Source organism: Allobosea sp. 05T438, from assembly GCF_056396025.1.
This window is the reverse complement of the sequence record NZ_JBFTKQ010000012.1, coordinates 101,944-127,824: the sequence shown is the minus strand read 5'-3', so window position 1 is coordinate 127,824 and position 25,881 is coordinate 101,944. Positions and strand designations below refer to the sequence as shown.

At 65.2% G+C, this 25,881-nt stretch carries 31 protein-coding genes and 1 pseudogene; 17 read left to right on the top strand and 15 right to left on the bottom strand.

Annotated elements, in window-relative coordinates:
- Positions 1–15 precede the first annotated feature (15 nt).
- The 11 genes from nrdR (at position 16) to AC1DIN_RS21450 (ending at position 11,138) form a co-directional block, all read left to right on the top strand.
- Positions 16–510, top strand: coding sequence for a transcriptional regulator NrdR (gene nrdR, locus AC1DIN_RS21500; protein WP_441468356.1), 495 nt, complete (start codon positions 16–18; stop codon positions 508–510).
- Positions 503–1,633: a bifunctional diaminohydroxyphosphoribosylaminopyrimidine deaminase/5-amino-6-(5-phosphoribosylamino)uracil reductase RibD gene (gene ribD / locus AC1DIN_RS21495; protein ID WP_476811230.1), complete on the top strand. Its 1,131-nt coding sequence runs from the start codon at positions 503–505 to the stop codon at positions 1,631–1,633. The genes nrdR and ribD overlap by 8 nt, the downstream gene beginning before the upstream one ends.
- Entirely contained in the window at positions 1,633–2,280 is a 648-nt protein-coding gene (locus AC1DIN_RS21490; protein ID WP_441468354.1) for a riboflavin synthase, read from the top strand. Before ribD ends, AC1DIN_RS21490 begins: the two co-directional genes overlap by 1 nt.
- A gap of 185 nt (positions 2,281–2,465) precedes the next feature.
- Positions 2,466–2,975, top strand: a complete 510-nt coding sequence (gene ribH / locus AC1DIN_RS21485; RefSeq protein WP_441468353.1) for a 6,7-dimethyl-8-ribityllumazine synthase — start codon at positions 2,466–2,468, stop codon at positions 2,973–2,975.
- Positions 2,972–3,439 carry a transcription antitermination factor NusB gene (gene nusB / locus AC1DIN_RS21480; RefSeq protein ID WP_441468352.1) on the top strand — a complete coding sequence of 156 codons (468 nt, stop codon included), beginning with the start codon at positions 2,972–2,974 and terminating at the stop codon, positions 3,437–3,439. Before ribH ends, nusB begins: the two co-directional genes overlap by 4 nt.
- 154 nt (positions 3,440–3,593) lie before the next feature.
- Complete coding sequence (gene thiL / locus AC1DIN_RS21475; RefSeq protein ID WP_476811229.1) at positions 3,594–4,589, top strand: thiamine-phosphate kinase; 996 nt, start codon at positions 3,594–3,596, stop codon at positions 4,587–4,589.
- A 36-nt stretch (positions 4,590–4,625) separates the two neighbouring features.
- A complete protein-coding gene (locus tag AC1DIN_RS21470; RefSeq protein ID WP_441468350.1) occupies positions 4,626–5,828 on the top strand; it encodes an MFS transporter in 1,203 nt (400 codons plus the stop codon).
- 31 nt (positions 5,829–5,859) lie between these two features.
- Positions 5,860–6,660, top strand: coding sequence for a (S)-ureidoglycine aminohydrolase (gene allE / locus AC1DIN_RS21465; protein WP_441468349.1), 801 nt, complete (start codon positions 5,860–5,862; stop codon positions 6,658–6,660).
- A 211-nt stretch (positions 6,661–6,871) separates the two neighbouring features.
- On the top strand, positions 6,872–9,028 hold the full coding sequence (locus AC1DIN_RS21460) for a sodium-translocating pyrophosphatase (protein WP_441468348.1): 2,157 nt from the start codon (positions 6,872–6,874) through the stop codon (positions 9,026–9,028).
- A 199-nt stretch (positions 9,029–9,227) separates the two neighbouring features.
- Complete coding sequence (locus tag AC1DIN_RS21455; protein ID WP_476811228.1) at positions 9,228–10,154, top strand: DMT family transporter; 927 nt, start codon at positions 9,228–9,230, stop codon at positions 10,152–10,154.
- Positions 10,155–10,319: 165 nt separating this feature from the next.
- On the top strand, positions 10,320–11,138 hold the full coding sequence (locus AC1DIN_RS21450; RefSeq protein ID WP_476811227.1) for a class I SAM-dependent methyltransferase: 819 nt from the start codon (positions 10,320–10,322) through the stop codon (positions 11,136–11,138).
- Between the two features lie 296 nt (positions 11,139–11,434).
- On the opposite strand, the gene AC1DIN_RS21445 is transcribed toward AC1DIN_RS21450, so the two are convergent.
- Positions 11,435–12,058, bottom strand: coding sequence for an alpha/beta hydrolase (locus AC1DIN_RS21445; RefSeq protein WP_476811226.1), 624 nt, complete (start codon positions 12,056–12,058; stop codon positions 11,435–11,437).
- Between the two features lie 135 nt (positions 12,059–12,193).
- A complete protein-coding gene (locus AC1DIN_RS21440; protein ID WP_476811225.1) occupies positions 12,194–13,126 on the bottom strand; it encodes a ring-cleaving dioxygenase in 933 nt (310 codons plus the stop codon).
- Between the two features lie 191 nt (positions 13,127–13,317).
- Here AC1DIN_RS21440 and AC1DIN_RS21435 point away from each other — a divergent pair, with 191 nt between their 5' ends.
- From AC1DIN_RS21435 to AC1DIN_RS21425, 3 genes are all read left to right on the top strand, one after another.
- On the top strand, positions 13,318–13,743 hold the full coding sequence (locus AC1DIN_RS21435; RefSeq protein ID WP_441468343.1) for a DoxX family protein: 426 nt from the start codon (positions 13,318–13,320) through the stop codon (positions 13,741–13,743).
- Between the two features lie 46 nt (positions 13,744–13,789).
- Positions 13,790–14,752: a LysR family transcriptional regulator gene (locus tag AC1DIN_RS21430; RefSeq protein WP_476811224.1), complete on the top strand. Its 963-nt coding sequence runs from the start codon at positions 13,790–13,792 to the stop codon at positions 14,750–14,752.
- 70 nt (positions 14,753–14,822) lie between these two features.
- The gene (locus AC1DIN_RS21425; protein ID WP_441468341.1) at positions 14,823–14,990 is read left to right on the top strand and encodes a hypothetical protein; all 168 of its coding nucleotides are present in this window, start codon (positions 14,823–14,825) and stop codon (positions 14,988–14,990) included.
- Between the two features lie 9 nt (positions 14,991–14,999).
- Here the strand turns inward: AC1DIN_RS21425 and sugE are convergent, their stop codons facing one another.
- From sugE to AC1DIN_RS21390, 7 genes are all read right to left on the bottom strand, one after another.
- A complete protein-coding gene (gene sugE, locus AC1DIN_RS21420; RefSeq protein ID WP_476811223.1) occupies positions 15,000–15,317 on the bottom strand; it encodes a quaternary ammonium compound efflux SMR transporter SugE in 318 nt (105 codons plus the stop codon).
- A gap of 158 nt (positions 15,318–15,475) precedes the next feature.
- Complete coding sequence (locus tag AC1DIN_RS21415) at positions 15,476–16,006, bottom strand: MerR family transcriptional regulator (RefSeq protein WP_476811222.1); 531 nt, start codon at positions 16,004–16,006, stop codon at positions 15,476–15,478.
- Positions 16,003–16,317 carry an integration host factor subunit alpha gene (locus AC1DIN_RS21410; protein WP_055726295.1) on the bottom strand — a complete coding sequence of 105 codons (315 nt, stop codon included), beginning with the start codon at positions 16,315–16,317 and terminating at the stop codon, positions 16,003–16,005. Before AC1DIN_RS21410 ends, AC1DIN_RS21415 begins: the two co-directional genes overlap by 4 nt.
- A 189-nt stretch (positions 16,318–16,506) precedes the next feature.
- Complete coding sequence (locus tag AC1DIN_RS21405) at positions 16,507–17,484, bottom strand: beta-ketoacyl-ACP synthase III (RefSeq protein WP_476811221.1); 978 nt, start codon at positions 17,482–17,484, stop codon at positions 16,507–16,509.
- A 12-nt stretch (positions 17,485–17,496) separates the two neighbouring features.
- The gene (plsX, locus tag AC1DIN_RS21400; RefSeq protein ID WP_441468337.1) at positions 17,497–18,555 is read right to left on the bottom strand and encodes a phosphate acyltransferase PlsX; all 1,059 of its coding nucleotides are present in this window, start codon (positions 18,553–18,555) and stop codon (positions 17,497–17,499) included.
- A gap of 114 nt (positions 18,556–18,669) precedes the next feature.
- Complete coding sequence (locus tag AC1DIN_RS21395; protein WP_476811220.1) at positions 18,670–19,221, bottom strand: YceD family protein; 552 nt, start codon at positions 19,219–19,221, stop codon at positions 18,670–18,672.
- The gene (locus AC1DIN_RS21390; RefSeq protein ID WP_476811219.1) at positions 19,211–19,756 is read right to left on the bottom strand and encodes a ubiquinol-cytochrome C chaperone family protein; all 546 of its coding nucleotides are present in this window, start codon (positions 19,754–19,756) and stop codon (positions 19,211–19,213) included. Before AC1DIN_RS21390 ends, AC1DIN_RS21395 begins: the two co-directional genes overlap by 11 nt.
- A 135-nt stretch (positions 19,757–19,891) precedes the next feature.
- On the opposite strand from AC1DIN_RS21390, the gene AC1DIN_RS21385 reads away from it, so the two are divergent.
- Entirely contained in the window at positions 19,892–20,386 is a 495-nt protein-coding gene (locus AC1DIN_RS21385; RefSeq protein ID WP_476803784.1) for an outer membrane protein assembly factor BamE, read from the top strand.
- A 704-nt stretch (positions 20,387–21,090) separates the two neighbouring features.
- On the opposite strand, the gene AC1DIN_RS21380 is transcribed toward AC1DIN_RS21385, so the two are convergent.
- The 4 genes from AC1DIN_RS21380 to AC1DIN_RS21365 all read right to left on the bottom strand — a co-directional run bounded on the left by AC1DIN_RS21380 (position 21,091) and on the right by AC1DIN_RS21365 (position 22,899).
- Positions 21,091–21,324 (bottom strand): hypothetical protein, encoded by a 234-nt coding sequence (locus AC1DIN_RS21380; RefSeq protein ID WP_441468333.1) that lies wholly within the window; start codon positions 21,322–21,324, stop codon positions 21,091–21,093.
- A 116-nt stretch (positions 21,325–21,440) separates the two neighbouring features.
- Positions 21,441–21,650, bottom strand: a complete 210-nt coding sequence (locus AC1DIN_RS21375) for a cold-shock protein (RefSeq protein ID WP_441468332.1) — start codon at positions 21,648–21,650, stop codon at positions 21,441–21,443.
- 437 nt (positions 21,651–22,087) lie between these two features.
- Positions 22,088–22,234 carry a hypothetical protein gene (locus AC1DIN_RS21370; RefSeq protein WP_476811218.1) on the bottom strand — a complete coding sequence of 49 codons (147 nt, stop codon included), beginning with the start codon at positions 22,232–22,234 and terminating at the stop codon, positions 22,088–22,090.
- Between the two features lie 179 nt (positions 22,235–22,413).
- The gene (locus tag AC1DIN_RS21365; RefSeq protein WP_476811217.1) at positions 22,414–22,899 is read right to left on the bottom strand and encodes a DUF7696 family protein; all 486 of its coding nucleotides are present in this window, start codon (positions 22,897–22,899) and stop codon (positions 22,414–22,416) included.
- A 2-nt stretch (positions 22,900–22,901) separates the two neighbouring features.
- On the opposite strand from AC1DIN_RS21365, the gene AC1DIN_RS21360 reads away from it, so the two are divergent.
- Complete coding sequence (locus AC1DIN_RS21360) at positions 22,902–24,146, top strand: class I SAM-dependent methyltransferase (RefSeq protein ID WP_476811267.1); 1,245 nt, start codon at positions 22,902–22,904, stop codon at positions 24,144–24,146.
- A 454-nt stretch (positions 24,147–24,600) separates the two neighbouring features.
- Positions 24,601–24,837: pseudogene (locus tag AC1DIN_RS21355) on the top strand (SOS response-associated peptidase); the annotation flags it as partial.
- A 368-nt stretch (positions 24,838–25,205) separates the two neighbouring features.
- Here the strand turns inward: AC1DIN_RS21355 and AC1DIN_RS21350 are convergent.
- A complete protein-coding gene (locus AC1DIN_RS21350) occupies positions 25,206–25,433 on the bottom strand; it encodes a hypothetical protein (protein ID WP_476811216.1) in 228 nt (75 codons plus the stop codon).
- 204 nt (positions 25,434–25,637) lie between these two features.
- Complete coding sequence (locus AC1DIN_RS21345; RefSeq protein WP_476811215.1) at positions 25,638–25,862, bottom strand: hypothetical protein; 225 nt, start codon at positions 25,860–25,862, stop codon at positions 25,638–25,640.
- Between the last annotated feature and the right edge of the window lie 19 nt (positions 25,863–25,881).

The following is a 25,881-nucleotide window of genomic DNA, read 5'->3' as shown; positions in this document are numbered from 1 at the left end:
GGCTGGCGAACCGGAATGCGCTGTCCCTATTGCGGCTCCCTCGACACGCAGGTGAAGGATTCACGTCCCACCGACGATCACGCCTCGATCCGCCGCCGCCGGGTCTGTCCCGATTGCGGCGGCCGCTTCACCACCTTCGAGCGGGTGCAGCTGCGCGAATTGACGGTGGTGAAGCGCTCGGGCCGACGTGCACCGTTCGACCGCGACAAGCTCGAAACCTCCATCGCACACGCGCTGCGCAAGCGTCCCGTGGCGCCGGAGCGCATCGAGCGCATGGTCAACGGCATCGTCCGCCAGCTCGAAAGCTCGGGAGAGGCGGAGATTCCGAGCTCGACCATCGGCGAGCTGGTGATGGAGGGGCTGAAAGGCCTCGACGACGTCGCCTATGTCCGCTTCGCCTCGGTCTACAAGAACTTCCGCGAGGCCAAGGATTTCGAGGACCTGCTCGGCCAGCTCGGTACCGTTGAGGAGGAGGGCGTCTCCGCCCCGCAGTCACGCAGCGATGACTGACCGCAGCGCGGTCGACCGCGCCTTCATGCGCCAGGCGCTCGCCTATGGCGCCCGCAATCTCGGGGCGACCTGGCCGAATCCCTCTGTCGGCGCCATCGTTACCCGCGACACCCCCGATGGGCCTGTCGTCGTCGCGCGTGGACTGACCCAGCCCGGCGGGCGGCCGCATGGCGAGGCGCATGCTTTCTCCCGGGCCGGGGCAGCGTCGATGGGCGGAACGCTCTATGTGACGCTCGAGCCCTGCTCGCATCGTTCGGTGCGCGGCGGCATCCCTTGCGTGGAGCACACCATCCTGTCGGGGGTGAAGCGCGTGGTTTCGGCCATGTCCGATCCCAACCCTTTCATCGCGGGTTTGGGGCATGCGCTGCTGCGGACTGCCGGCATCGAGGTCACGACGGGCGTTCTTGAAGCTGAAGCCCAGCGGGCGCATCGCGGTCATGTCCTGCGCATCACGCAGGGGCGGCCGATGGTGACCTTCAAGATCGCCCGCACGGCGGACGGCTATGCTGGCGGGGAGGGGGGCACCCCCATCGCCGTATCGAGCACGGTCGCGGGCGGCTGGGTGCATCTGCAGCGCGCCCATCACGATGCGATCATGCTCGGCGTCAGCTCGGTGCTCTCGGATGATCCGAAGCTGACCGTTCGCCTGCCCGGTTTGGCCGGGCGCTCGCCGATCCGTGTCATCCTCGACACGCATCTGCGCCTGCCGCTGGCCTCGAAGCTGGTCCGCACGGCGCGCGAGGTGCCGGTCTGGGTGATCGCGGCCGAAACCGCACCGGTTATGCCCGAAGAGGCGCTGGTCGCGGCCGGCGTCGAGGTCATGCGGGTCTCGGCCGGAGCCGACGGCCGTCTCGATCTGCGCGAGGCGCTGACGCTGCTCGGCACGCGCGGCATCACCCGCGTCTTCTCGGAGGGCGGCCCGCGCATCGGCGAGAAGCTGGCCTTGGCCGGCCTCGCCGACGAGGTGATCGTTTCGACCTCGCCAAAAACGCTGGGCCAGCCCGGCATCGTTGCCGTGCGGCCGGGGCTTGCCGGCCTGCTGGCCGACCCCGATCTATACGCCCTTGCCGAGACCGGGCTGATCGGTCAGGACCGTTTCGAGCATTTCGTGAGGAGAGGCTGATGTTCACCGGCATCGTCACCGCCATCGGCGAGGTCGTGGAGGCCGAGCGCAAGGGGCCGAGTCTCAAGCGTCTCGCCATATCCTGCCCCTATGAGGCGGAAGGCATCGCCATCGGCGCCTCGATCGCCTGCGCCGGCGTCTGCCTCACCGTCACCGCGCTTCGCCCCCGCGCGGATGGCGAGCCCGGCTGCATTTTCCAGGTGGAGGCCGCGGCCGAGACGCTGGCGAAAACGCTGGTCGGCGAGTGGGAGCCCGGCACGCTGGTCAATCTCGAGCGCTCGCTCAAGGTGGGCGACGAACTCGGTGGCCACCTCGTCGTCGGCCATGTCGACGGTCCCGGCCGCATCCTGAAGATCGACGCGATCGAGCCCGATCCCGACGAGCCCTGGGGAGCGACCGCCCGCTTTCACATCCGCGCCCCGCAGGGGCTGGAGCGCTTCATCGCGACGAAAGGCTCGATCTGCCTCGACGGCACCTCGCTCACCATCAACACTGTCGAGGATGACGTCTTCACCGTGTTGCTGATTCCGCACTCCTTCGCTGTCACGACCTGGGGGCAGCGCAAGGAGGGCGACGCCGTTCATGTCGAGGTCGATCTGATGGCGCGGTATGCCGCACGGCTTGCGGAGGCGCGCCCGCAGGGGTAAGAGCCTGCACCAACTCAAGAATTCGAGCCCTCATCCTGAGGAACCGCGAAGCGGCGTCTCGAAGGATGATCCAGCCCGCTCTGGACCATCCTTCGAGACGCCATTTCTGTCGAAATGGCTCCTCGTGACGAGGGCTGTGCGGCCCGGTCGCGTCGACCGGGCCGTGTGCAAGAAGGATAGAAGAAATGGCCGGACCCCGGCAGACCTCGGCCGACAAGGCCGCAACTCCGGCCGTCGAGATCGACGGCGCCCGCGTCCTCGTCGTCGAGGCGCGCTTCTACGACAAGCTCGCCGATGAGCTGCTGGCCGGCGCCGTGGCGGTGCTGGAAGAGGCTGGCTGCCGCGTCGACGTCGTCACCGTCCCCGGCGCGCTGGAGATCCCCTCCGCCATCGTCATCGGCCTGCGCGCCGCCGACGAAGCTGTCGATCCCTACGAGGCCGTCGTCGCGCTCGGCACCGTCATCCGCGGCGAGACCGGCCATTACGATATCGTCGCCGGCGAAAGCTCGCGTGCGCTGATGGATCTCTCGGTCGCCTTCGCCCTGCCGCTCGGCAACGGCATCCTGACCGTCGAGAACGAGGCGCAGGCTCGGGCCCGCGCCAACCGTTCGGACATGAACAAGGGTGGCGGCGCTGCGGAAGCGGCGCTCGCCGTGCTGCGCTACAAGCGCTCCCTGGCGGAGCCGTCGCAATGAGCCGCGCCGAGAAGCGGCGCGGAGCGCGGCTCTCGGTCGTGCAGGCGCTCTACGAGATGGAAATCGGCGGCCGCGGCGTCGTCGAAGCCATGGCCGAGTTCGAGGCCTTCTGGATCGGCAAGGAGGTCGAGGAGATCGAGTTGCCGGAGGCGGAAATCGCCTTCTTCCGCGACATTCTCGGCGGCGTCGTCCGCGAGCAGCGCCTGGTTGACCGGACCGTCGACGACCTTCTCGCCAAGGACTGGCCGCTGAAGCGGGTCGAGGCCGTGGTGCGTGCCATCCTGCGCGCCGGCGCCTATGAACTCGCCTTCCGCAAGGACGTGCCGGCTCGGGCCGTGATCTCCGAATACGTCGCGGTCGCGCGCGCCTTTTACTCGGGAGAGGAAATCGGCATGGTCAATGCCGTGCTCGACCGCATGGCCCGAGATTTCCGCGCCGACGAGTTCGACGCTCCGGCGGCGTAGACGCGAACCCCAACCGTCATCCCGGGCGACCGAAGCGAGACCCGGGATCCATGCCGGAGCGCTTCCGGATAAGGTTCAGCATGGATCCCGGATCGGCGCTGCTGCGCCGCTTGTCCGGGATGACCATGGAGCAGATGCGGAGATTGGCTGAACGATGGCCGAGAATCAGCGCCCTGGCGAGTTCGAGCTGATCGCCCGCTATTTCGCGCCGATCGCCGGGCCAGGTGGCCTGAGCCTCCTCGACGATGCTGGGCTGTTGCGTCCCGGCCGCGGCTATGAGGTCGTCGTGACGGCCGATGCACTCGTCGCTGGCGTGCACTTCTTCCCCGACGATCCGCCCGAGGCGATCGGTTGGAAGGCGCTGGCCGTCAATCTCTCCGATCTCGCCGCCAAGGGCGCGAAGCCCGAGGGCTTCGTCCTGACGCTCGCCTTGCCGCGCGGCTGGACTGAAGCTTGGCTTGCCGGCTTCGTGGCAGGGCTGGCCCGCATCGCCGAAGCCGCCGGCTGCCCGCTGATTGGCGGCGACACCGTCTCGACGACCGGGCCGCTCACCCTGTCGATCACCGCCTTCGGCACCGTTCCGGCAGGGCGGATGGTCAGGCGCTCCGGCGCGAAGCCGGGGCATGTCGTGCTTGTCTCCGGCACTATTGGAGACGGCGCGCTTGGCCTGAAGGTACACGGCCCGGACAAACCGGGCTGGGTTGCCGCGCTCGGCGCCGAGGACCGCGCCTTCCTCATCGATCGCTATCTGCATCCGCAGTCCCGCCATGCGCTTGCGGAAGCGTTGCAGCGCCACGCCTCGGCCGCGATGGACGTCTCGGACGGTCTTGTTGGTGATCTCGCCAAGCTGCTGAAGGCCTCGGGTGTCGGTGCCGAGATCGCTCTCGATGCCGTCCCGCTCTCGTCGGCGGTCCGCGCGGCGGTCATGGCCGATCCCGCACTGGCGGAACTGGCCTGGACCGGCGGAGACGACTACGAAATTCTCTGTACGGCCTCGGAAGGGGAATATCCTGCTCTGATTGCGGCGGCGAAGGAGGTAATGCTTCCGCTGACGCCGATCGGGCGGATCACCGCAGAGGCCGGCGTGGTGACCTATCGCGAGAAGGGTGGGTTGCGCAGTTTCGCGCAAGGCTCCTTCTCTCACTTCTGACAGCGGCGCGTCGCGGCGACCGCGAGGCGCGTTGTGATGAACCAGCATGTTCCGGTCCTTGATGGCGACAGGCTCGCAAAACGTAATGCGCTGGTCCTAGCCGGGGCGCAGGCGCTGGGTGGCGCCAACCCCGCGATCGTCGTTTCGCTCGGCGGCATCGTCGGTGCGCAGCTGGTGGCCGACAAGGCCTTCGCCACGGTGCCGGTCAGCCTGCTTCAGCTCGGCATTGCCGTCGGTGTGATCCCGGCTGCGATGGTGATGCGCAGTATCGGGCGGCGCAGCGGCTATCTGATCGGCGCGCTCGTCGGTGCAACGGGAGCGAGCCTCGCCGCCGGCGGTGCGACGCTGCGTCTGTTCTGGCTGTTCTGCCTCGGCACATTCGTCTGCGGGCTCTACGGCTCCTTCGTCCAGAGCTATCGCTTCGCCGCCGCCGATACGGCGAGCGAGGAATTTCGGCCCCGCGCCATTTCCTGGGTGATGTTCGGCGGTCTTGCGGCGGGCATTATCGGGCCGCAATCGGTCTACTGGACGCGCGATCTCACGCCCTCCGCTCCCTTCGCCGCGAGCTTCCTCGCGCAAGGTGTTCTGGCGCTGATCGCCATCCTGATCGTCTCCCGCCTGCGTGCCCCGCGGGTTGGGGCGGTCCGTTCCGGTGGGGGCCGTCCGCTCGGCGAGATCATGCGCCAGCCGAAGTTCATCGCCTCGGTCACGGCTTCGCTGGTCGCCTACGGGCTGATGAGCTTCGTCATGACGGCTGCGCCGATGGCCATGGTTGCCTGCGGCCATTCGGTCGGCGATGCCGCGCTCGGAATCCAGTGGCATGTGCTCTCGATGTTCGGGCCGAGCTTCTTCACCGGCCGGCTGATCGCCCGCTTCGGCAAGGGCACGATCACCTCGGTCGGGCTCGTGCTGACGGCACTTGCCGCCGTCGTCGGCCTCACCGGCCTCAGCGTCGGACATTTCTGGCTGGCCCTGATCTTGCTCGGTCTCGGCTGGAATTTGGGCTTCATCGGTGCGACCGCACTGGTGACGGACTGCTACCGGCCGGAGGAGCGGGTGAAGGTGCAGGCGGCGAACGACTTCCTCGTCTTCGGCTCGGTCGCCATCGCCTCGTTCTCGGCGGGCGGTCTGCTCAGCCATGGCGGTTGGGACAGCGTGAACTGGCTCGTCTTCCCGCCGGTTGCTATCGCGCTGGCGATGGTAGCTTGGGCGCGTTTCCAGCGTCCGGCCGTCGCCTGAGGGGCCAGGCGCTTTCTTCCGGGAGTTTTCGATGACCAATCGTGCATTTCCACCTGCGACCGGCCGCGTACCGCCGGGAGCGATTGGCCATAACCGCGGCGTCGTGCGGCAGAACTATGCGTTCATGCCGCCGGAGGGCGTGCTGATCAGCCGCCTGCCGCAATATATGGACACCATCGTCCGCGTTCTCGCCGCACCTGTCCTCGGTGCCGCCTTCGCCCAATATGTTCTCGAGATCGCGCCGGGCGGCGGCATGCCGGCCGCGTTCAGCGAGGACGGCGTCCAGCATTTCTTCTATGTCCTGTCGGGCGACGTCGCTCTCGGAATCGCGGAAGCGGCGCCGAAGCGAATGGCCGCGGGCGGCTTCGCCTACCTGCCGCCGGCCACACGGTTCACCCTGCGCAACGAGAGCGGCGAGCCCGCCCGCGTCCTTGCGCTCCGCAAGCGCTACGAGCCGGCCTTAGGCCTCGCCGTGCCCGAGCCGATCCTGTCGCACCAGGATGCCGTGCCGATGACGAATCATACCGGCAAGGAAGGGCGCGGCTTCCAGTTCCTGCTGCCCTATGGTGACATGCGGTTCGACTTCGAGATGAACCTGATGTGGTTCAAGCCGGGAGTCTGCTTCCCGGCAGTCGAGACGCATGTGATGGAGCATGGCCTCTACATGCTGGAAGGGCAGGGGCTCTACTTGCTCGGCGAAGAATGGCACGAGATCTGGGCGCAGGATTTCATCTGGATGGGCGGTTATTGCCCCCAGCAATTCTATCCGACCGGCCACGACGACGCCTGCTATCTGCTCTACAAGAACGTCAACCGCGACATCGCGCTCTGAGCTGCGACAGGGCTCGCCTAACATCCGACAAAATTTGTTAGGCGCGCCGTTTGCGCTCTTCGACGAAACTTGCCACAAATTCGCCTGACACTGGCGACGCGGAGCGGGCCTTTTAGTCTTCAGGGCCCGTTTTTTCGCTGCCTGACGTCCAACGCTGCAAGAGGAGCGACAGCGCTCCCGACGGCTCGGAAGCTCAAGGTCAGGAAATCGAATGTCAGCTCTGCTTATCATCATCATATTGAGTGCACTATCCATCGCTTACGGCATTTGGGCCTATGGCGACGTGATGAAGCGCGATGCCGGCAACCAGCGCATGCAGGAAATTTCCGGCGCGGTGGCGGAAGGCGCGAAAGCCTATCTCAAGCGCCAATATCTCACGATTTCCATGGTCGGCGTCGTGCTTTTTGTCGCGCTCGCCTGGCTTCTGGGCAAATGGGTGGCGATCGGCTTCCTGATCGGCGCGGTGCTTTCGGGCTCGGCCGGCTTCATCGGCATGAACGTCTCGGTGCGTGCGAACGTCCGCACGGCCCAGGCGGCGATGAAGTCGCTGGGCGAGGGGCTCGACGTCGCCTTCAAGGCCGGCGCAGTCACGGGCATGCTGGTCGCTGGCCTCGCGCTCCTCGGCGTCGCCGGCTACTACGGTGTTCTGACCTCCTATCTCGGCTTCGAGGCTTCCAGCCGCACGGTGATCGACTCGCTGGTGGCGCTGGGCTTCGGCGCCTCGCTGATCTCGATCTTCGCCCGTCTCGGCGGCGGCATCTTCACCAAGGGCGCTGACGTCGGCGCCGACCTCGTCGGCAAGGTCGAGGCCGGCATCCCGGAGGACGACCCGCGCAACCCCGCGACCATCGCGGACAATGTCGGCGACAATGTCGGCGACTGCGCCGGCATGGCGGCCGACCTGTTCGAGACCTATGCGGTGACGCTGGTCGCGACCATGGTGCTCGCGGCGATCTTCTTCGCCGGCCAGCCGGTGCTGGGCACGATGATGCTCTATCCGATGGCGATCGGCGCGGCCTGCATCGTCACCTCGATCATCGGCACCTTCTTTGTGAAGCTCGGCGCCAACCAGTCGATCATGGGCGCGCTCTACAAGGGCTTCATCGCCGCCGGCGTGCTTTCGATCGGGGCGATCGCGGCCGTGAACTGGCTGATGTTCGGCGGCTTCTCGACCTCCTTCACCACCGTGCAGGGCGTCAGCTTCACCTCGGGCAAGCTCTTCGGCTGCGCGCTGGTCGGCCTTGTCGTGACGCTCTGCATCGTCGTCATCACCGAATACTATACCGGCACCGGCAAGCGCCCGGTCGTCTCGATCGCCCAGGCCTCGGTCACCGGCCATGGCACCAACGTCATCCAGGGCCTCGCGGTTTCGCTGGAATCGACTGCGGCGCCGGTTATCGTCATCGTCGCCGGCATCATCGTCGCCTACGGCCTGGCCGGCCTGTTCGGCATCGCCATCGCCACCACCGCCATGCTGGCGCTGGCCGGCGTGGTCGTGGCGCTCGATGCCTTCGGCCCGGTCACCGACAATGCCGGCGGCATTGCCGAGATGGCCGGCCTACCCAAGGAAGTCCGCCACTCCACCGACGCGCTCGACGCGGTCGGCAACACCACCAAGGCCGTCACCAAGGGCTACGCGATCGGCTCCGCCGGCCTCGGCGCCCTGGTGCTGTTCGCCGCCTATACCTCGGACCTGAATTTCTTCGTGGCCGAGGCCAACAAGGCGGGGGCGACCACCTTCCAGTACTTCAAGGGCGTCACCGTCGATTTCTCGCTGTCGAACCCCTTCGTCGTCGTCGGCCTGCTGCTCGGCGGCCTCATCCCCTTCCTTTTCGGCGGCATGGGCATGACCGCCGTCGGACGTGCCGCCGGTTCGGTGGTGGAAGAGGTGCGCAGGCAGTTCCGCGAGAAGCCCGGCATCATGGAGGGCAAGGACCGGCCGGATTACGGCCGCGCCGTCGACATGCTGACGCGGGCAGCGATCAGGGAGATGATCATCCCCTCGCTGCTGCCGGTTCTGGCGCCGATCGTGACCTTCTTCGTCATCAACGCCATCGCCGGCAAGAACCAGGCCTTCGCTGCCGTCGGTGCCATGCTGCTGGGTGTCATCGTTACCGGCATCTTCGTCGCGATCTCGATGACGTCGGGCGGCGGCGCCTGGGACAACGCCAAGAAGAGCTTCGAGGACGGCTTCGTCGACAAGGACGGCGTACGCCATATGAAGGGCTCGGAGGCGCATAAGGCCTCGGTGACCGGCGACACCGTCGGCGACCCCTACAAGGACACGGCGGGCCCCGCCGTGAACCCGGCGATCAAGATCACCAACATCATCGCCCTGCTGCTGCTGGCGATCCTGGCGCATTCCTGATCGGAAGCGTCGTCGTGAAATGACGGAACCCGCGGCGAAAGCCGCGGGTTCCTCTTTTGTGACAACGGCTTATCAGGCGGGATTGAATCAATTCCACAGGCGCTTGAATCACGCTCTGAACCTACGGCCGAAACCGTAGTGTTGCCGCATGCTGTCGCGCGGCGTTGCTGGCATGGTCTCGCCAACCCGAGGAGAGACCATGTCCACGCAAGCGCTCGACAACCCGGCCGCAGTGCCGAAACGCAGCACCGAACTCGCCCTGTTGCTCCTGCTCGCCACGCTCTGGGGCGGCTCCTACACCTTCATCAAGATCGGCGTGGAGACGATTCCACCGCTGAGCCTGATCGCCGCGCGCACCTTGATCGCAGGTCTGATCCTGCTCGCCGTCATTCGCTTTCGTGGCTTGCGCATGCCGCGTGACGCGACCGCCTGGCGGCGCTTTCTGACGCAGGCCCTGCTCAACAGCGTCGTACCCTTTACCCTGATCGCCTGGGCCGAGCGCAGCGTCGATGCTGGCCTCGCCTCGATCCTCAACGGCACCACGCCGGTCTTCGTCTTCCTGATCTCGCTGGTTCTGAAGCCGGGCCAGCGCCCGGATTGGCGCAAGGGACTCGGAGTCGTGGCCGGCATCGCAGGCGTCAGTCTGATCGTCGGCGTCGATGCCTTCTCGGGTCTCGGCCATGCGGTCTTGCCGCAGCTCGCCATCGTCGCGGCGACCATCGCCTATGCCTGCGCCGCCCTGTTCGGACGAAATTTCGCCGGCATGGACCCGCTGCTTCCGGCCGCCGGCTCGATGCTGGCCGGCACAGCCCTGCTGATCCCGGCGGCGCTGGTCGTTGATCGGCCCTGGACGCTTGCGCCATCGCAGGATTCGATCCTGGCGCTGCTTGCGCTCTCGGTCTTCTCGACTGCTCTCGCCTTCGCGATCTATTTCCGCTTGATCCGCACGCTCGGTTCGGTCGGAACGACGGCCGTGTCCTATCTGCGCGTGCCGATCGGCGTGGCCATCGGCATCGTCTTCCTCGGCGAGAGGCTGAGTTCCACGGCCTGGATCGGCCTGGGCCTCGTCGTGCTCGGAGTGGTGGCGATGACATTGCCCGAACGGCGCGCGGACACCCCGCGCTGAGCCCAGCTATGCCTTTCGTTGGGTGGGATACCTCATGCGGAGAGGCCTTCCCGCAGGTGACCGGCGCCCCTTCGATTAACCCTGGATTAAGGCTACGATTGCGGGAGTCTGAGGTCGGGGCCATTTTACATGCCGAAGCGTGGGCACTCGGAGGCGAAAGCAAGCATGTCCCTGGCAAGCATGGCGCCGGCTCGCTTGCAGCCGGCCTCGCAGGTTTTCGGGCCCGCAACGGGCTCCATGGCCGAGTACTTTGACCGCGTTGTGCCGGACTGGCACTCGCAATGGGCATGGGACAATTACGAGCCGACGATCCTCGCTTTGGCGCGCCAGCTCGGCCTGCGCCGCGTCTGCGAGATCGGCGGCGGGCGGGATCCACTCTTCACCAAGGAACAGGCGGTGGCCGCCGGCATCGAGTTCATCGTCAACGATATCGATGCCGGCGAGCTTGCCTTGACGCCCCCGGGTCTGGAGACAGCATGCTTCGATATCGCTGGCGATCTTTCGGAGCCGGATGTCGCGCGCGGAAGCTACGACATGATGGTCTCACGCATGGTCTTCGAGCACATCGACGGCGTCGAGCAGGCCTGGCGCAACATCCACGCGCTGCTGGCGCCCGGCGGTGTCGCGCTTGCGTTCTTCCCGACGCTATGGGCGCCGGTCTTCGCGCTGAACCATATCCTGCCGGAGACGGCGTCACGGGCCATTGTTCACGCGCTCTTTCCGACACGGCGCGACGGCGGAGGCGACCCGAAATTTCCGGCGCTCTATGATTGGTGCCGCGGCAATCCGGCGCTGTTGACCCCGATGCTCAACCGGGCCGGGTTCACCGACGTCCACATTCAGCGCTTCTGGGGGCATGGCTATTTCGATCGGATGCCCGGCCTGAAGCAGCTCGATCACGCCTTCAACGCGCTTGCGGCCCGGACCGGCTGGAATTTCGTCACGACCTACGCCTATGCCGTGGTCCGCAAGGACAGAGGCTGACGCAGCCGCAGGCGGCCATTCTGGCGACGCCAACAGCCTGAAAACACGGTTATCCACCTTTGCCGGGACGGTACTGCTTGCCAACTGCCCTAACGCTAGGTCACCATCAGCCATTGTCGCGTTGATGGGAGTCGGTCATGCACGCTCTGTCGCGTACATCGGATATTCCGCTTTCGAGCCACCGCGCCATGCTGCTGCGCGCCCTCGTCGTCGTTGCCGTGGCCTTGGCGATCATCGTTCCGCTCACGGGCTGACGATATCCGTGGAAGCGGCGGCGGGAGAACCCGCCGCCTTTGTCAGACTCGCGCCAGCCAGTCACGCAGCAGGCCGAGATCGGCCTGGCCGAGGCCATGCCCGGCCGGCAGGACGCGGTGCTCCACCTGCGCGCCGCTGTCCTCGAGCTGGCAAGCGAGCCCCTCGGCATTGGCTGCCGGCACAATCGGATCGAGCGCGCCCGACAGCACCAGCACAGGCTTGCCGTCGAGGGGGCTGCGCGGCGCGTCCGTGAACGGCATCATGGCCCGCAGCAGCGCGGCGCCGGCGAGCACCTCCGGGCGTTGCAGCAGTATCGCCGCCGCGATGTTGGCGCCGTTCGAGAAGCCGATCGCGATCGGGGCGGGGAGGCCGTGGCGCTCCCGCGCCTCAAGGACGAAATCGGCGAGTTCGTCCGTGCGGCGGCGCAGGTCGGCCTCGTCGAAGACGCCTTCGGCCAGCCGGCGGAAGAAGCGCGGCGCAGCGCCCTCCAGCACCTTGCCGCGTGGCGAGAGCAGGCTTGCCCCCGGCGCAACCGTGCGGCCGAGCGAGAGCAGATCGCGCTCATCGCCGCCGGTGCCGTGCAAGAGCAGCAGCGGCTTGCGGGCCGGGTCGCTGCCTTGCTCGAAGACGTGGATGAAGTCCGCATCGGTCTTGATGTCGCTCATGGTCATTTCTCCCTTCGTAAAGCGGAGCCGTTCTGCCCCCGAAGCGGCGGCCAGAACGGTCGGCGTGCGGGCCGGTCCATCCGGCCCGCGTGGTCCGCTGCCGCCCGCCGGTGGTGACCGGGCGTCAGGGTGTGGTCAGGCAAGCTCCGGCAGCACCGCCTCGATCTGCTTGCGATGGGCCTCGAGACCCGCCGGCAGCTTCAGTGCCCGGCCGAGCTCGGCGGCCGGCTCGTCGACCGCGAAGCCGGGGACATCCGTCGCGATCTCGAACAACACATGGCCGGGCTCACGGAAGTAGACGGAGCGGAAGTAGTTCCGGTCGCGCTGCTCCGTGGTCTGGATGCCGTGGTTCTCGGCGAGACGGCGCACCATCTCCTCCTGCGCGGCATCGTCGCCGGCACGGAAGGCGATGTGGTGGACCGAGCCGGCGCCCTGGCGGGCCGGCAGGAAGCCGCCCGCAACGCGCAGGTCGACCACGCCGCCGATCGCGGTGCCCTTGGCCTTGTAGCGGATCAGCGTGCCTTCGCGGGCCGCTTCGGTGAAGCCGAAGACATCGCTCAGGATCGCTCCCGTCGGGGCCGCATCGGCCAGCAGCAGGCTGACGCTGTGGAAGCCGCGGATGGCGTTCTCCGGCGCGATGCCGCCTTCGGACCAAGCCGGCTCCTTCTCGACGCCGGGCAGACCGACGAGGGCGAGCCTCATCCCGTCCGGATCGCGGAAGCTCAGTACGCTTTCGCCGAAGCGCTTGGCCGGCGCCTCATGCGGCACACCAAGCTCGACGAAGCGGTGCGTCCAGAAGCCGATCGAGCCTTCGGGAACCCGGAAGACCGTTTCCTGGGTCTCGCCGACGCCGAGCCGGCCGGGAGCGGCATGCTCCCACGGGAAGAAGGTCAGGATCGAGCCCGGCGCCGCATCGGCATCGCCGAAATAGAGATGATAGGTGCCGGGATCGTCGAAGTTCACCGTCTTCTTGACGAGGCGCAGGCCGAGCACGCGATTGTAGAAATCGAGATTGCGGCGGGCCGGACCGGCGATGGCGGTGACGTGGTGAATGCCGTTGATCTGCATGGCTTGGATCCTCCGTGAACTGTGGGCCGCTGCCCTGTTGGCCGAAAGATTGGCCCGGAAGCGGAAAAGTGCCAGAGGGATTTCATTGCAGTAATGCAATGTACGATGCGTCAAATTACAATTTGATTTGCGTCTATGCTTCTCCGAAATTCTGCCTCGAGACCAACCGGTCCCGTTTTCTGGAGGCACCAATGATCGACTCTCGTCTTGCTCCCTATGGCGCTCTTGGCCTGCGCGTCGCGCTCGGCCTGATGTTCATCGCCCATGCCTATCTCAAGCTCGTGATCTTCACCCCCGCCGGCTTCACCGGCTTCCTCGGCCAGGTCGGCCTGCCCGCCTTCCTCGCCTGGCCGATCATGCTGGCAGAGCTTCTCGGTGGTATCGCGATCCTCGTCGGCTTCTACGGCCGTTATGTCTCGCTGGCGCTGATCCCGATCCTGCTCGGCGCACTCTCGGTCCACGCCCCGAACGGCTGGGTCTTCAACGCCCCGAATGGTGGTTGGGAATACCCTGCTTTCCTGGCGCTCACCGCCTTCGCTCATGCCCTGATCGGCGATGGCGCGCTGGCGCTGAAGTCCGGCCGCAGCGATTGGCAGGCCAAGCCCGCCATTGCCTGAGCAAGCGGCACTTGCTGGGACCGAAAGCTTGGCCAAGAGTGCGCGGATGAATCAATCCGCGACACCCTTGGCCTGGGATGATTTTCGCCTGATCAAGGCTATCGCCGAGAAACGAGCGCTGCCGGCGGCCGCCGCAGCGCTCGGCGTCAATCACTCCACCGTCTTCCGCCGCCTCGGCCAGATCGAGGAGGCTCTTGGCGTCAGGCTGTTCGAGCGCCACCGCAGCGGCTATGTCGCGACGCCGACCGGCGAGGAGATGGTCCAGCTTGCGGGGCGCGTCGACGACGACATCACTGCCTTTGCCCGCAAGCTCGCCGGGCAGGAGATCAAGCCCGCCGGCGAGTTGCGCGTTGCCACCAACGATTCCCTGTTGGTCGACCTGCTGACGCCGCTCTTCGCGCAGTTTCTCCGGCAATGCCCGGATATCCGCCTCGACGTGCTGATCGGCAATCAGGCGGCCAATCTGTCCAAGCGCGACGCCGATGTCGCGATCCGCGCGACCGACAACCCGCCGGAAACACTGATCGGCCGCAAGCCTGCCCGGATCGCCTGGGCGCTCTATGGCCGTGCCGCGGATTTTTCCGATGCCGCGCTGCCGGGCGTGGAGAGCCTGTGGGAGCGCAGCTGGATCTCGCTCGGCGAGCAGTTCACCATGCTCAGCGCAGTCCGCTATCTCGCCCGCCACGTTGCGCCCGAGCGCGTGGTCTACAAGCTCAACACGGTGCTGGGGCTCGCGGAAGCGGTCGAGGCGGGCATCGGTGTCAGCTTCCTGCCCTGTTTCATCGGCGACACCCGCCCGGGCTTGACGCGGCTGGCGCCGCCCGATCCTGACCTCTCGGCCGATCTGTGGCTGCTCACCCACCCGGATCTCCGACACACGCCGAGGGTCCGGCTGTTCCTCGATTTTCTTGCGGTCGGGGTCGCGAAGCTGCGGCCGCTGATTGAGGGCGAACTCCCGATCGGGCGCAATCCGCCGCCGAAGGAGCCGATTGCAGAGGCAGGCGCCTGATCGGAGGGGCAGGGCACTTCAAAGCGGTGGGCGATTGCCGCGCGACCGCTGGGCGGGCTACGATCCCGACATGGAGATCCTGATCCCTCTCATCATCGGCCTGAGCCTGATCTGGTTGATTGGCCGGGGCGTGCCGTGGAATGCGAAGCTGATGACGATCGTGGTGGCGCTCGCGGTCGTCATCCTGATCGTCGCGCTGGACCGCGGCGGCTACTGGCCGGAGGCCTGGCGACGCTGAGTTGGACCCTCACGGCGAAACCAGCTTGAGCCCGACGATTCCAGCCACGATCAAGCCGATGCAGAGGAGCCGCAGGACGGCCGCGGGCTCGCCGAGCAGGATGATGCCGAGAATCGCCGTTCCGATCGTTCCGATGCCGGTCCAGACCGCATAGGCAGTGCCGACCGGCAGGGATTTCAATGCCAGGCCGAGAAGTCCGAGGCTGACGATCATGCTGATCGCCGTGAACAGTGTCGGCACCAGCCGGGTGAAGCCTTGCGTATATTTCAGGCCGATCGCCCAGCCGACCTCGAACAGGCCCGCGACAAAGAGATAGAGCCAAGCCATTCCGGCGCTCCTTGACGATGGGGCGCGGTCGTCCGTGCCCGATAGGGGAGTTGTCCGAGGTCGTCCTCGGGCCTTGAAGCTATGGCTCGTGGCGCTGTGATCAAGGACGGCTGCACCTGCGCGAATGCAAACGCCTCAGGCTGGATCGCAAGTGCTGCTCAGGAAGCGTCGGCGGCCGGCTCCAGGGCGCGCTCGAGGATGCGTCGGCACTCGCCGAGCTCCTTCATGACCGCGGTGAGCACGGTGATGTCGTCGAGCCCTTCCGGCACGACCTGCGCACGCGGCGGCACCCAGCCGGCCGCCTCGTCAGGCGGCATGGCGGACGGGGGCTCGGCCGCGGCCGCAGCAAGTGCTCCGCTGGCGGCGCCGATGGGCGCGCCGCGGCCGATCGCCTGGACATGGCGCGGCCCCTGTTCCTTCAGGATGCGCTGGAGGCCCTTGATCGTATAGCCTTCGCCGTAGAGCAGGCGCCGGATGCCCTTGAGCAGGGCGACGTCGTCAGGCCGGTAGTAGCGGCGTCCGCCGCCGCGCTTCAGCGGCTTGATCTGGCTGAAGCGGGTTTCCCAGAAACGGAGCACATGTTGGGGAATGTCGAGGTCTTCGGCGACCTCGCTGATGGTTCGGAAGGCATCTGGGCTCTTGGTGTCCAATTCGGCCTCGGTTTCGCCGGCGTGGAACTCCAGATTCACTCAGTCTCACCCTCGCCACTCTGCCCGTTGATGCGGGCCTTCATCACGTTCGAGGGCTTGAAAACCATGACCCGACGCGGCTCGATCGGCACTTCAACGCCCGTTTTCGGATTACGCCCGATTCGCTCGCCTTTGTCTCGCACGACGAAGGAGCCGAACGAGGACAATTTCACATTTTCGCCGCGCGCGACGGCATCGCAGATCTCGTCGAGCACCGCTTCGACGAGTTTTGACGACTCCGTCCGCGACAGGCCGATCTTTTGGTAGACAGCCTCGCACAAATCCGCGCGAGTGACCGTTTGCCCCGCCATTCATATCCTCCAAGGCGTATTGCAGGCATCGGCGGCAACCGCCGGCCTGTCGCCATTACGGATGGCGGACGCTAGGCGTCCGCGCCGCGCGGGTCAATCCTCCAGCAGCCTTGCCGGGCCGGATTTGGCCTGAATCAACCCAAATTGGCGATGAAATCTGACAATTTTCGCGAATTTGCTGCCGCAGCGTCACCAGCGGATCAAGGCCGAGCCCCAAGTGAAGCCGCCGCCCATCGCCTCGATGAGGACGAGCTGGCCCGGCTTGATCCGGCCGTCAGCATGCGCCTCCGCCAGCGCCAGCGGGATCGAGGCCGCGGAAGTATTGCCGTGGCGGTCGACGGTGACGACGACATGGTCGTGGCTGATGCCGAGCTTGTCGGCCGTGGCGTCGATGATGCGCCTGTTGGCCTGATGCGGCACGAACCAGTCGATGTCGGCGCCGGAAAGGCCCGTCTGCGCGAAGGTATGGCGCACGGTCTCGGCGAGATTGGTCACCGCGTGTCGGAAGACTTCCTTGCCTTCCATGCGCAGGAATCCGACCGTCTTGGTCGAGCCCGCGCCGCCATCGACATAGAGCTTGTCCTTGTAGCGTCCGTCCGAGCGGATATGGGTCGTCAGGATGCCGCGGTCGGCGAGGGTGCCTTCGCCCGGCACCGCCTTGAGCACCACCGCGCCGGCGCCGTCGCCGAACAGCACGCAGGTGGCGCGGTCTTCCCAGTCGAGAATGCGCGAGAAGGTCTCGGCGCCGATTACGAGCGCGGCCCTGGCTCCGCCCGTCGTCAGGAACTTGTCGGCCGTCGCCAGCGCGAAGACGAAGCCCGAGCAGACGGCCTGCACGTCGAAGGCGGCGCCGCCATGGATACCGAGCGCCGCCTGGATCTGGGTGGCGGTCGCCGGAAAGGTGTGGTCCGGCGTGGCCGTCGCCACGATGATCAGGTCGATCTCGGACGGGTCGATGCCGGCGTCAGTGATCGCTGCCTGCGCGGCCCTCAGACCGATGACCGACGTCGGCTCGTCATCGGCGGCGATGTGGCGCTGGCGGATGCCGGTACGCTGGACGATCCACTCGTCGCTGGTGTCGACTTGTTCGGCGAGCTCGGCATTGGTGACGACGCGGGCGGGCAAATAGGAGCCGCAGCCGACGACTTGTGAGCGCAGAATGGACAAGGAAACCGTTCCCTATTCGGCGTCGGCCGGCTGCGCGGCGGGCAGCTCGGGGCGCGTGCTTGCGGCGACCATCTCGCGGACCTTCGCCATCAGATCTTCTCGCGCCATCTCATAGCCGAGTTCGGCGGCGCTGGCGAAGCCGATAGCGTCAGTGCCGCCATGGCTCTTGATGACGATGCCTTCGAGCCCCAGAAAGACGCCGCCGTTCGATTTGCGCGGATCGAGCTTTTCGCGCAAGGCTGCAAAGGCGCCGCGCGCAAAGATATACCCGATCTTGGCCATGAGCGAGCGGTTCATCGCCGCGCGCAGGTATGAGGCGATCTGCCGGGCGGTGCCCTCGGCGGTCTTCAGCGCGATATTGCCGGTGAAGCCTTCCGTGACCACGACGTCGACCGTGCCCTTGCCGAGATCGTCGCCCTCGACGAAGCCGTGATAGGAGAGGTGCGGCAGGTTGCTCTCGCGCAGGATGCGGCCGGCCTCCTTCACCGCCTCGACGCCCTTGATCTCCTCGACGCCGACATTGAGCAGGCCGACGGTTGGCCGGTCGAGATCGAAGACGACGCGGGCCATCGCCGCACCCATCACCGCGAGATCGACGAGATGGCGTGCATCGGCGCCGATTGTGGCCCCGACATCGAGCACGATGCTCTCCCCGCGCAGGGTCGGCCACAGTGCCGCGATCGCCGGCCGATCGACCTGTGGCATCGACTTCAGGCAGAACTTCGACATCGCCATCAGCGCGCCGGTATTGCCGGCCGAGACAGTGACATCGGCCTCGCCGGTCTTGGTCGCGTCGATCGCCCGCCACATCGAGGATTTGTAGCGGCCGTAGCGCAGCGCCTGGCTCGGCTTGTCATCCATCTTCACCGAGACCTCGGTGTGATGGAACGTCGTCACCGCCTTGAGCTTCGGATGCTGCTCGATCAGCGGCAGCACCTGCTTCTCATCGCCGAAGATCACGAAGCGGGCGTCCGGGCGGCGCTCCAACATCAGGGCAGCGCCGGGAATGACGACGGAGGGGCCGTGGTCCCCGCCCATCGCATCGAGCGCGATTGTAACCGGTCTTGTCATGGAGTTCTGGCGTATCCCGGAAATGGCCGACCTTCGATCCGGGGCGGCTCACAGCCGGCCGGACAATAGCGACTTGGACGGATGCCGCAAGAAGCGCAAGGGCCAGTGAGCGTTTCAGTCACCGCGTTTCAGTTTCGCGAGGGCAGCAAAAGGCGATTCCGCACCGGCCTCGCCGGCGGGCGCCTCGAAGCTCACGCCCGGCTTGCGCGGATAGGGATCGAGCGCCAGTGCCAGGAATTCGAGCGTGACGCTGCCCAGGTCGATGATGCCGTCGACGAACGGCTCGGGCGGATCGTCCTCGTTGAGCAGCACCTCGATGTCGATTTCGGTATCGTCCCGTTCTGCGCGGTGCTCAGCAGCCTCTGCCTCGGGCACGAAGTCGAGCTTCACCGGGACGTCGAGCTGGACCGGGAAGGGCTCGAGCGTGACGACGCAGGTCTGATGCAGCCGTGCTGCAATCCGGCCTTCGAGCTTCACCCGGTCGCCGTTGCGCGAGAGCAGGTAGCGTGCTTCCAGGGATTCGAGCGAGGCAAGACCGAGCAGCCGCGCGATCGGGGCGACCTGCTCCGGCTCGGCTCGGACCATGATCTCGGTACCGCGCTGGCGGATCGTCTCGACGCGGATGGGATGGCGCAGTGGCGAAGCTGGCGCGTGCTCAGGGGTCATGGCGAGCCTCCTCATGGGGAAAGGCCGGGAACAAGGTGTCGCGCTCGAGAATCGCGGTTAGATCGAAGCGCGCGAGGGCTGCCTGCGCCTCGCGGACATAGGCGGCGAGGTACGGGGCGCCCTCCGGCGAGCAGGCATTGCGCCGCAAGACTTCGGCGAGGGCATCGACCCCGGGAGCAGCCAGGGCCGCCTCATAGGCCTGGACGCGGCCATAGAACATCTGCCCGATCTTTTTCATCCGCTTCGGCACCGCGATGTCGCTGACGCCGCCATTGCGGAAGCCCAGTTCGAGATAGGAGAAGCAGGCGTCGACCAGCTCCTGCGCCAGCTCGGAGGCCGGGGGCGGCAGCTCGCGCAGGCGCCGCAGCACCAGCAGGACATGCAGGGCGAGCGATTCGAAACGGCCCTCGAAGCTGTCGGGAATGCCGCCGGCCAGATACAGGCCAGGCTGGCGCGACGCTTCGGCAACGCGCCCGAACAACGCTTCCACAGGTGCACGCCGCTGGGCGCGCTTGCCAAACAACCCGAAAATCACCTGTTTGCCTCCGCCCGCCATTCATGCGGGCGTCCTCGCCTTGCCAAAGCCATCCTCGGGCGTTACGCCAACCCTCACCCTTTTGACAAGCGGCTTGGGGTTTTCCCGAGCCGTGCTGCCTTGGATCGTGCCCGCATGACCCACATCACCCGCCGCACGGCTCTGCTCGGAGCCCTCGCGACCTCTTCCCTTTTGCTTGCCGGCTGCGGACCCGATGCGGGCGGCTTCGTGCTGCCCACCTCGACCGGCATGAACGATACCTTCACCCGCGGCTTCGTGATGGATGACGGGCTGGTCGCGCAGATCAAGCCGGGCATGGACGTCCAGTCGGTGCTGCAAATCCTCGGCACGCCTTCGACGACCTCGACCGTCGGCAACCGCACCTTCTACTACATCAGCCAAACGATGCGGCGTCGCTTCCAGTTCCAGGATCCGCAGGTCATCGACCAGCAGGTGCTGGTGATCTACTTCAACAAGGGCTTCAAGGTGGAGCGCATCGCTCGCTATGGCCTGCAGGACGGCGTGATCTTCGACTTCATCAGCCGCACGACCGCGACCGGCGGCGAGGAGCAGAGCTTCCTGCGGAACCTCTTCCGCGGCGTTACCAAGTTCAACCCGCTCGGCAGCTGAGTTCGGTCTTCGCTTCCAAACACGAAAAACCCCGCGGCCTTGGTCGCGGGGTTTTTCGTTATGGCCGGAACGCTGGATTCCGAGGAAGGGCCGATTCGGGTCCGGCGGAGCGCGGGATTCGGCGAGAAGCGAACGAAGCCAACTCCGTCAACGCGCAGCTGCGGTCGCCGCACAGAATGGGGGCGTCCTGCAAACTGCTGAAAATCAGAGATTTTATGGCTGGAGCGAGGATTCGAACCTTATACGACGTCGGGGTGTGAAGTGTTCAGTAGCGCGCTGGCGGTGAGCCGGAGAAAATGATTCCAATCCGACGATGTCTGTCCGCGTCAAAGCTTGAGGCAAAATGGCAGCCGCAAAGCGGTCGTGGGCGGGGCAGCGCCGCGCCGGCTTGCGAGGCAATTATGTCGAAGTGCTGCCGGGCGTTCTTTTCCGGAATATGTGCGACAAACCGATGCCGGAGAGGTCGTACGGGCTGATCACTTCGCGAACCGCGAGAGCATAGCTCAGCGGGATGGCGCACCGGGGCCCCAATACGTCGTGCTCGCCGAGGACGACAAGAGGGCGCCATATGAGCTTCGCCGGCCAGTGACCGAAGCGAAGTGGTTCGCCACCCACAGCCAAGACGGACGATCGCGAAACACCTTGCCATCGCGATTCAGACCATCGGTGCTCTTAATTCTCAGATCGACGAGCGCAGTCCGGTGCTACTTGAAGCCAGGCCTCCGCCGCGCTTTCATGCTGACCTGCGCCGCGAGTGCTGCCTGCCTGTCGGAAGCCTCCTTGGCCAATCGCAGCCCACGCTGCCTGAGCATGTTGTCTGCCCGCTGCTGGATCAGCCTCTCCGTTTCGGAGACGATTCTGGCGTGAGAAATCGACCGGGTTTGGATCTTCAAGAATTGGTTGTCAGCGGCCAAGCGCTGCTTCGAGAGTTCGATCACATGGTTTCCGTTCGGATCCAGATGGAATGCAAAAAGGCCGAGCGAATGCCCGGCCTTTAGAGTGGCTGTAGTCGCTGGTGCCAGTACATCCGTGGTCAGCGGCGACCATTGCCAAATCACGCAGTCTGGAGCTGTTCCGCGGCCATCTTGCCTGACTTGTTGTCGCGTGCGACCTCAAATCCAAGCTTCTGGCCTTCCTGCAGGTCCCGCATTCCAGCGCGTTCGACAGCGGAGATGTGCACGAACACATCCTGGCCGCCGTCATCTGGCTGAATGAAGCCGAACCCCTTGGTGGAATTAAACCATTTCACTGTGCCGGTGGTCATCAGAAACCCTCCTTTTGGCAAGACCTGTCGCTCGCCGACAGAATGTTCGACGAGTTCAGAACGATTTCGAAAGGGGGGAGTTTATCAGAGCCGCGCCAAAGCGCGAAAATAACAACGGCCGTCCAAGCAATCTCGATAGAAACATTCCTACCCCAGATCGCCGATCAATGCAAGATAATTATCAAATGATCGAATTTTTCTTTCGAGTGTGACGGTTTAAACTATCCTTTTCGGGGAATTTATTCAGAGAAAATTATATCAATGCTCAGCCGCTTCAGATCGGTATCAGCAGGCGCTTCGAGGCGGACAACGCTATCTGGCTGCCCAGAAGCCAAGCACAAGTCCAACGGCAAACGCCCAGCCCACAGCCGCCCGGTGCGAAGTCGTTTCCGGGCTTGACGAATGGCCCGGGCCGCTAGGCGGCGCCGGGCACCTTATCAGGCACGGCCGCGTGAACCTTCCCTTCGGCAGCCGATGAACGCAGCGACATCGGGCGCGAGAAGATCGTGCTTTTCAGCCCATGACTCGAACAATCCGCGTGCCGTTTCCGGCTGGATCTCGCCGGCCACGAGCAGGACGAACATCTCCTTGTGGTAGTCGGACAGCCTCAGATTCTTGAAGATCGCGTTGGTCAGATCGATGACAGGTATGAGAGTGCCTGCGCTTTGACCCCCAGCATCCGGAAGAAGTTCACTTTCGTCGGCAGGGCCTCGAACTTCTCACTAACGGCCTGAGGCAAGTGGGTGAAATCCGGGTACTCGACTCAATTTTCGAGCTGATCCTGGCATTGGAGCCGGCTTCCTTGCCCATATTGCGTTCCTCTGCCGATCAGTTGTTCGTTTGGTCCGCTGGCACATCCTGAAGAAGGTCGGCGACGCCCTCCGCGCTGAACGGCAGGTTGAGTTCCGGGCCGATATTGTAGCTGGTCATCGACAACGAGCCGAGCGGTGCTCTTGATGCCGCGCAGGCCATCCTTCACGCCGTCCAGAGCTTCGTTGCAGTCGCCGAACTTCATGCCAGCGAAGTAGCGGATTTCACACTCGTGCTTCCATTGCTCGGACCACGTGGACACCTCGCGGCCGGAGAGGATGGAGAACAGGCGGGTAGGGCGTGCGCCGGCCGTGCAGATTCGAGTGCTGTCCGAAATGATCTGGCCGTCCGCGACGCTATCGCGCAGGTTAGGGAGTTGCCATAGCATCGTTCGGCGCCGTGCATGCTCCTTGCGCTGATGCGGACGCTCAGGATCCAATAATGTATTCTATACTTCGCTCCGTCCTCTCCCAACTGGTCTCGCGCGGCACATTGAAGGTGACCGGACCAGACGGCAGGAGCTTCAGATGCGGGGACGGCAGCGGCGATCCGGTTGCGATCCGTTTCATGGATGCCCGCGCGATCGTGGCTTTCCTGGCCGACCCAGAAATGAAGCTTGGAGAGCTGTTCATGGATGGGCGCCTTTGCGTGGAAGAAGGTTCGGTTCACGGCTTCCTCGCCTTGATATTGGCCGGCGCGCGCGAGCAGCCGCCGGGGTGGTGGGAAGGCGCGCTCGATCGGGGCCGCTTCCTGCTGCGGCATCTGACGACACGCAACACCCGAAGCCGTTCGCGCGAGAATGTCGCCCATCACTACGATCTCGACGACAGGCTCTATGCGCTCTTCCTCGATCAGGACTGGCAGTATTCCTGTGCCTATTTCGAGACGCCGGAACAGGATCTGGACGCAGCGCAGCTAGCCAAAAAGCGCCATGTTGCCGCCAAGCTCCTGATCGAACCGCAACATCGAGTCCTCGATATCGGCTGTGGCTGGGGCGGGCTTTGCCTCTACCTCACCGAGGTCGCGCAAGCCCGCGAAGCTCTCGGGGTGACGCTTTCGCGCGAGCAGCTCGAAGTCGCAAATCGCAGGGCGCAAGAGGCTGGAGCTGGCGAGCGGGCACGCTTCGCCTTGCAAGACTACCGCGACGTGAATGGCGAATTCGACCGCATTGTCTCCGTCGGCATGTTCGAGCATATCGGCCCGCGCTTCTTCGCAATGTTTTTCGAAAACTGCCACCGGCTGCTACGGGAAGACGGCGTGATGCTGCTTCACACCATCGGCTGTTCAGACGGGCCGAACCATCCCAATCCCTGGCTTAATCGCTACATCTTCCCCGGCGGCTATCTGCCCGCCCTGTCGGAAATCGTGCCCGTGGTGGAGAAAGCCGGATTGATCGTCACCGATGTTGAGGTGCTGCGACTTCACTATGCCAAGACACTGCAGGCTTGGCGCGAGCGCTTCATGAGTCGCAGGGCGGAGGCTGCGGCTCTGTATGACGAGCGCTTCTGCCGCATGTGGGAATTCTACCTGGCGATGAGCCAGGCCGCTTTCGAGCATCAGGATGTTGTGGTTTTCCAACTGCAGATCGCCAGGCGGCAGGACGCTGTGCCATTAACGCGCGACTACATGGAACATCAGAAGGCTCGCTTGCGCCGAGGGGAGCAGCAGTCGGCGGACTCAAGATAGCATTCCATGGCTTGGCGGATGTCTGGCAGGGCCGCTTCTCGGCTTTGGGCTCGCCCGCTGACCGCAGTGACCCGCCGAACGCCATTGCCGAAGCGGCCGGCATGCATGTGGATGGCCCATTGCCACTCTGAAGGCTCGTCTGAGCGGCCTCAGTGCTGGACGAGGGAGCCGACGTAATTGCCGTCGCAATCCACACACCAGAACCTGTCGTCGTCGGCTGGACTGGGGTGGCCATTGTAGGTTCGGCGCAGCGTGAGGTTCGGTCTCATCGTGCTCTGATCTGCTCTTCGAACTCCTCCGGAATGTCGCCGTGTCGGGCGAGGACATCGATCGACGCRACTTCRCCTGTCTCATCATCCGCGACSACATGSACGACCGCCAAGCCTTCGGTCGTGCGTCCAAGCCGCTCGCCCTCATTGAGCACGTGGTGCTTGGTTTTCGCCGGCACGCGCAGTGGAGGAGCGTGCGGAAGGTGAAGGAGGGCGATGTAACGGCCGATCTCTGTGCCTTCCTCACCACCGATCCGAATGCCGAGGTGAAGGCCATCCATCCCAAGGCGATGCCGGTCATCCTCACGACGCCGGAGGAGTGCGAAACCTGGATGACGGCGCCGTGGGAACAGGCGTGGGCGCCGCAGCGACCTTTGCCGGATGGCTCGCTGAACATCGTCGCCAGCGGTGTGAAAATGGACGGCGGAGACCCGGAGGTTGAGCGGCCGGCGCAGGCCTCCTTGATCTGTCGGAACCCTCGCCGCGACGCGCGTAGTCGCGGCATGCCGCTCCACTGGTTCACGCCTCCGGTTTACATCGCGGCCGAGAACGCGGGGGTGAGGTATGCCGTCCCCAACGTCGAGCGTGCCGCAGAATTCCTGCTCAGTTGGAACGAGCAAGGCGGCGAACAGCCTGGCGCCTTGCTGTCGCCACCTGCATGGCTGCCATGAAAGATCTACTGCCGGTCTCTGATGCGAGAGAGGCTTTTGAGGCCGCCGCGGCCCGATCTAGCGGCCGTCTCCTCTAGCGAAACCGTGCTAGCCGCCAGACGCCGACGAGTCTCACTACGTCAGGTTTTTTTGGCGGGCGCGGTCAAGCGGGCTGATGCCTCGGCAATCATTTCCCGACCATGTTGGGTCATGCCTTCGTTTCCAAGCACCGATCCTGCCAACTTCACAAAAGCTCCGCCCACCATGCTAAAGGTGCTGATGGTGGTGCGGGCCATGCTGCCGGCTCCCGCAACGGCGTCGAGTTCGGCATCGTTCAACGGAACAGATTTGTCGCTGTCATCGCTCATGATCAGGCTCCCTCGCAAAGCATTGCGTTTCACGGACTCGATCAGAGGATCTAAGCGTGCTCGTCCTTACGGGAGCCTTACTTCCCTGCGCCCGGATGGTTGCCAGACGATAAGGCCGGCCTTCCTTTGAGCGGTGGCCCTTCGCAGCAAGCCGCGCCAGGGCGCCGGCCGCAAGGGGATCGACGACTTCGACTGGAGCTGTGGCTACTGGCGCGAGGTGTCGGGCGTTGTTCCCGTGGTTCCGGCAGTAGATTCCTGCGCGAGCTGCTTGGCCAACTCCTGCGCCCCAGTCGGTGTCAGTGCGATGGTGACCGACTCCTTGGTGCCCGGCGCTGTCATCAATTCGAAGCGAACTGCGATGGCGTCCGGCCCTCGGAAAACCTGGAAACCGGCTACCCGAACTGCGGGAATCTCATTGCTTTCAGCCATGGGTTTTCTCCCGTTCCGA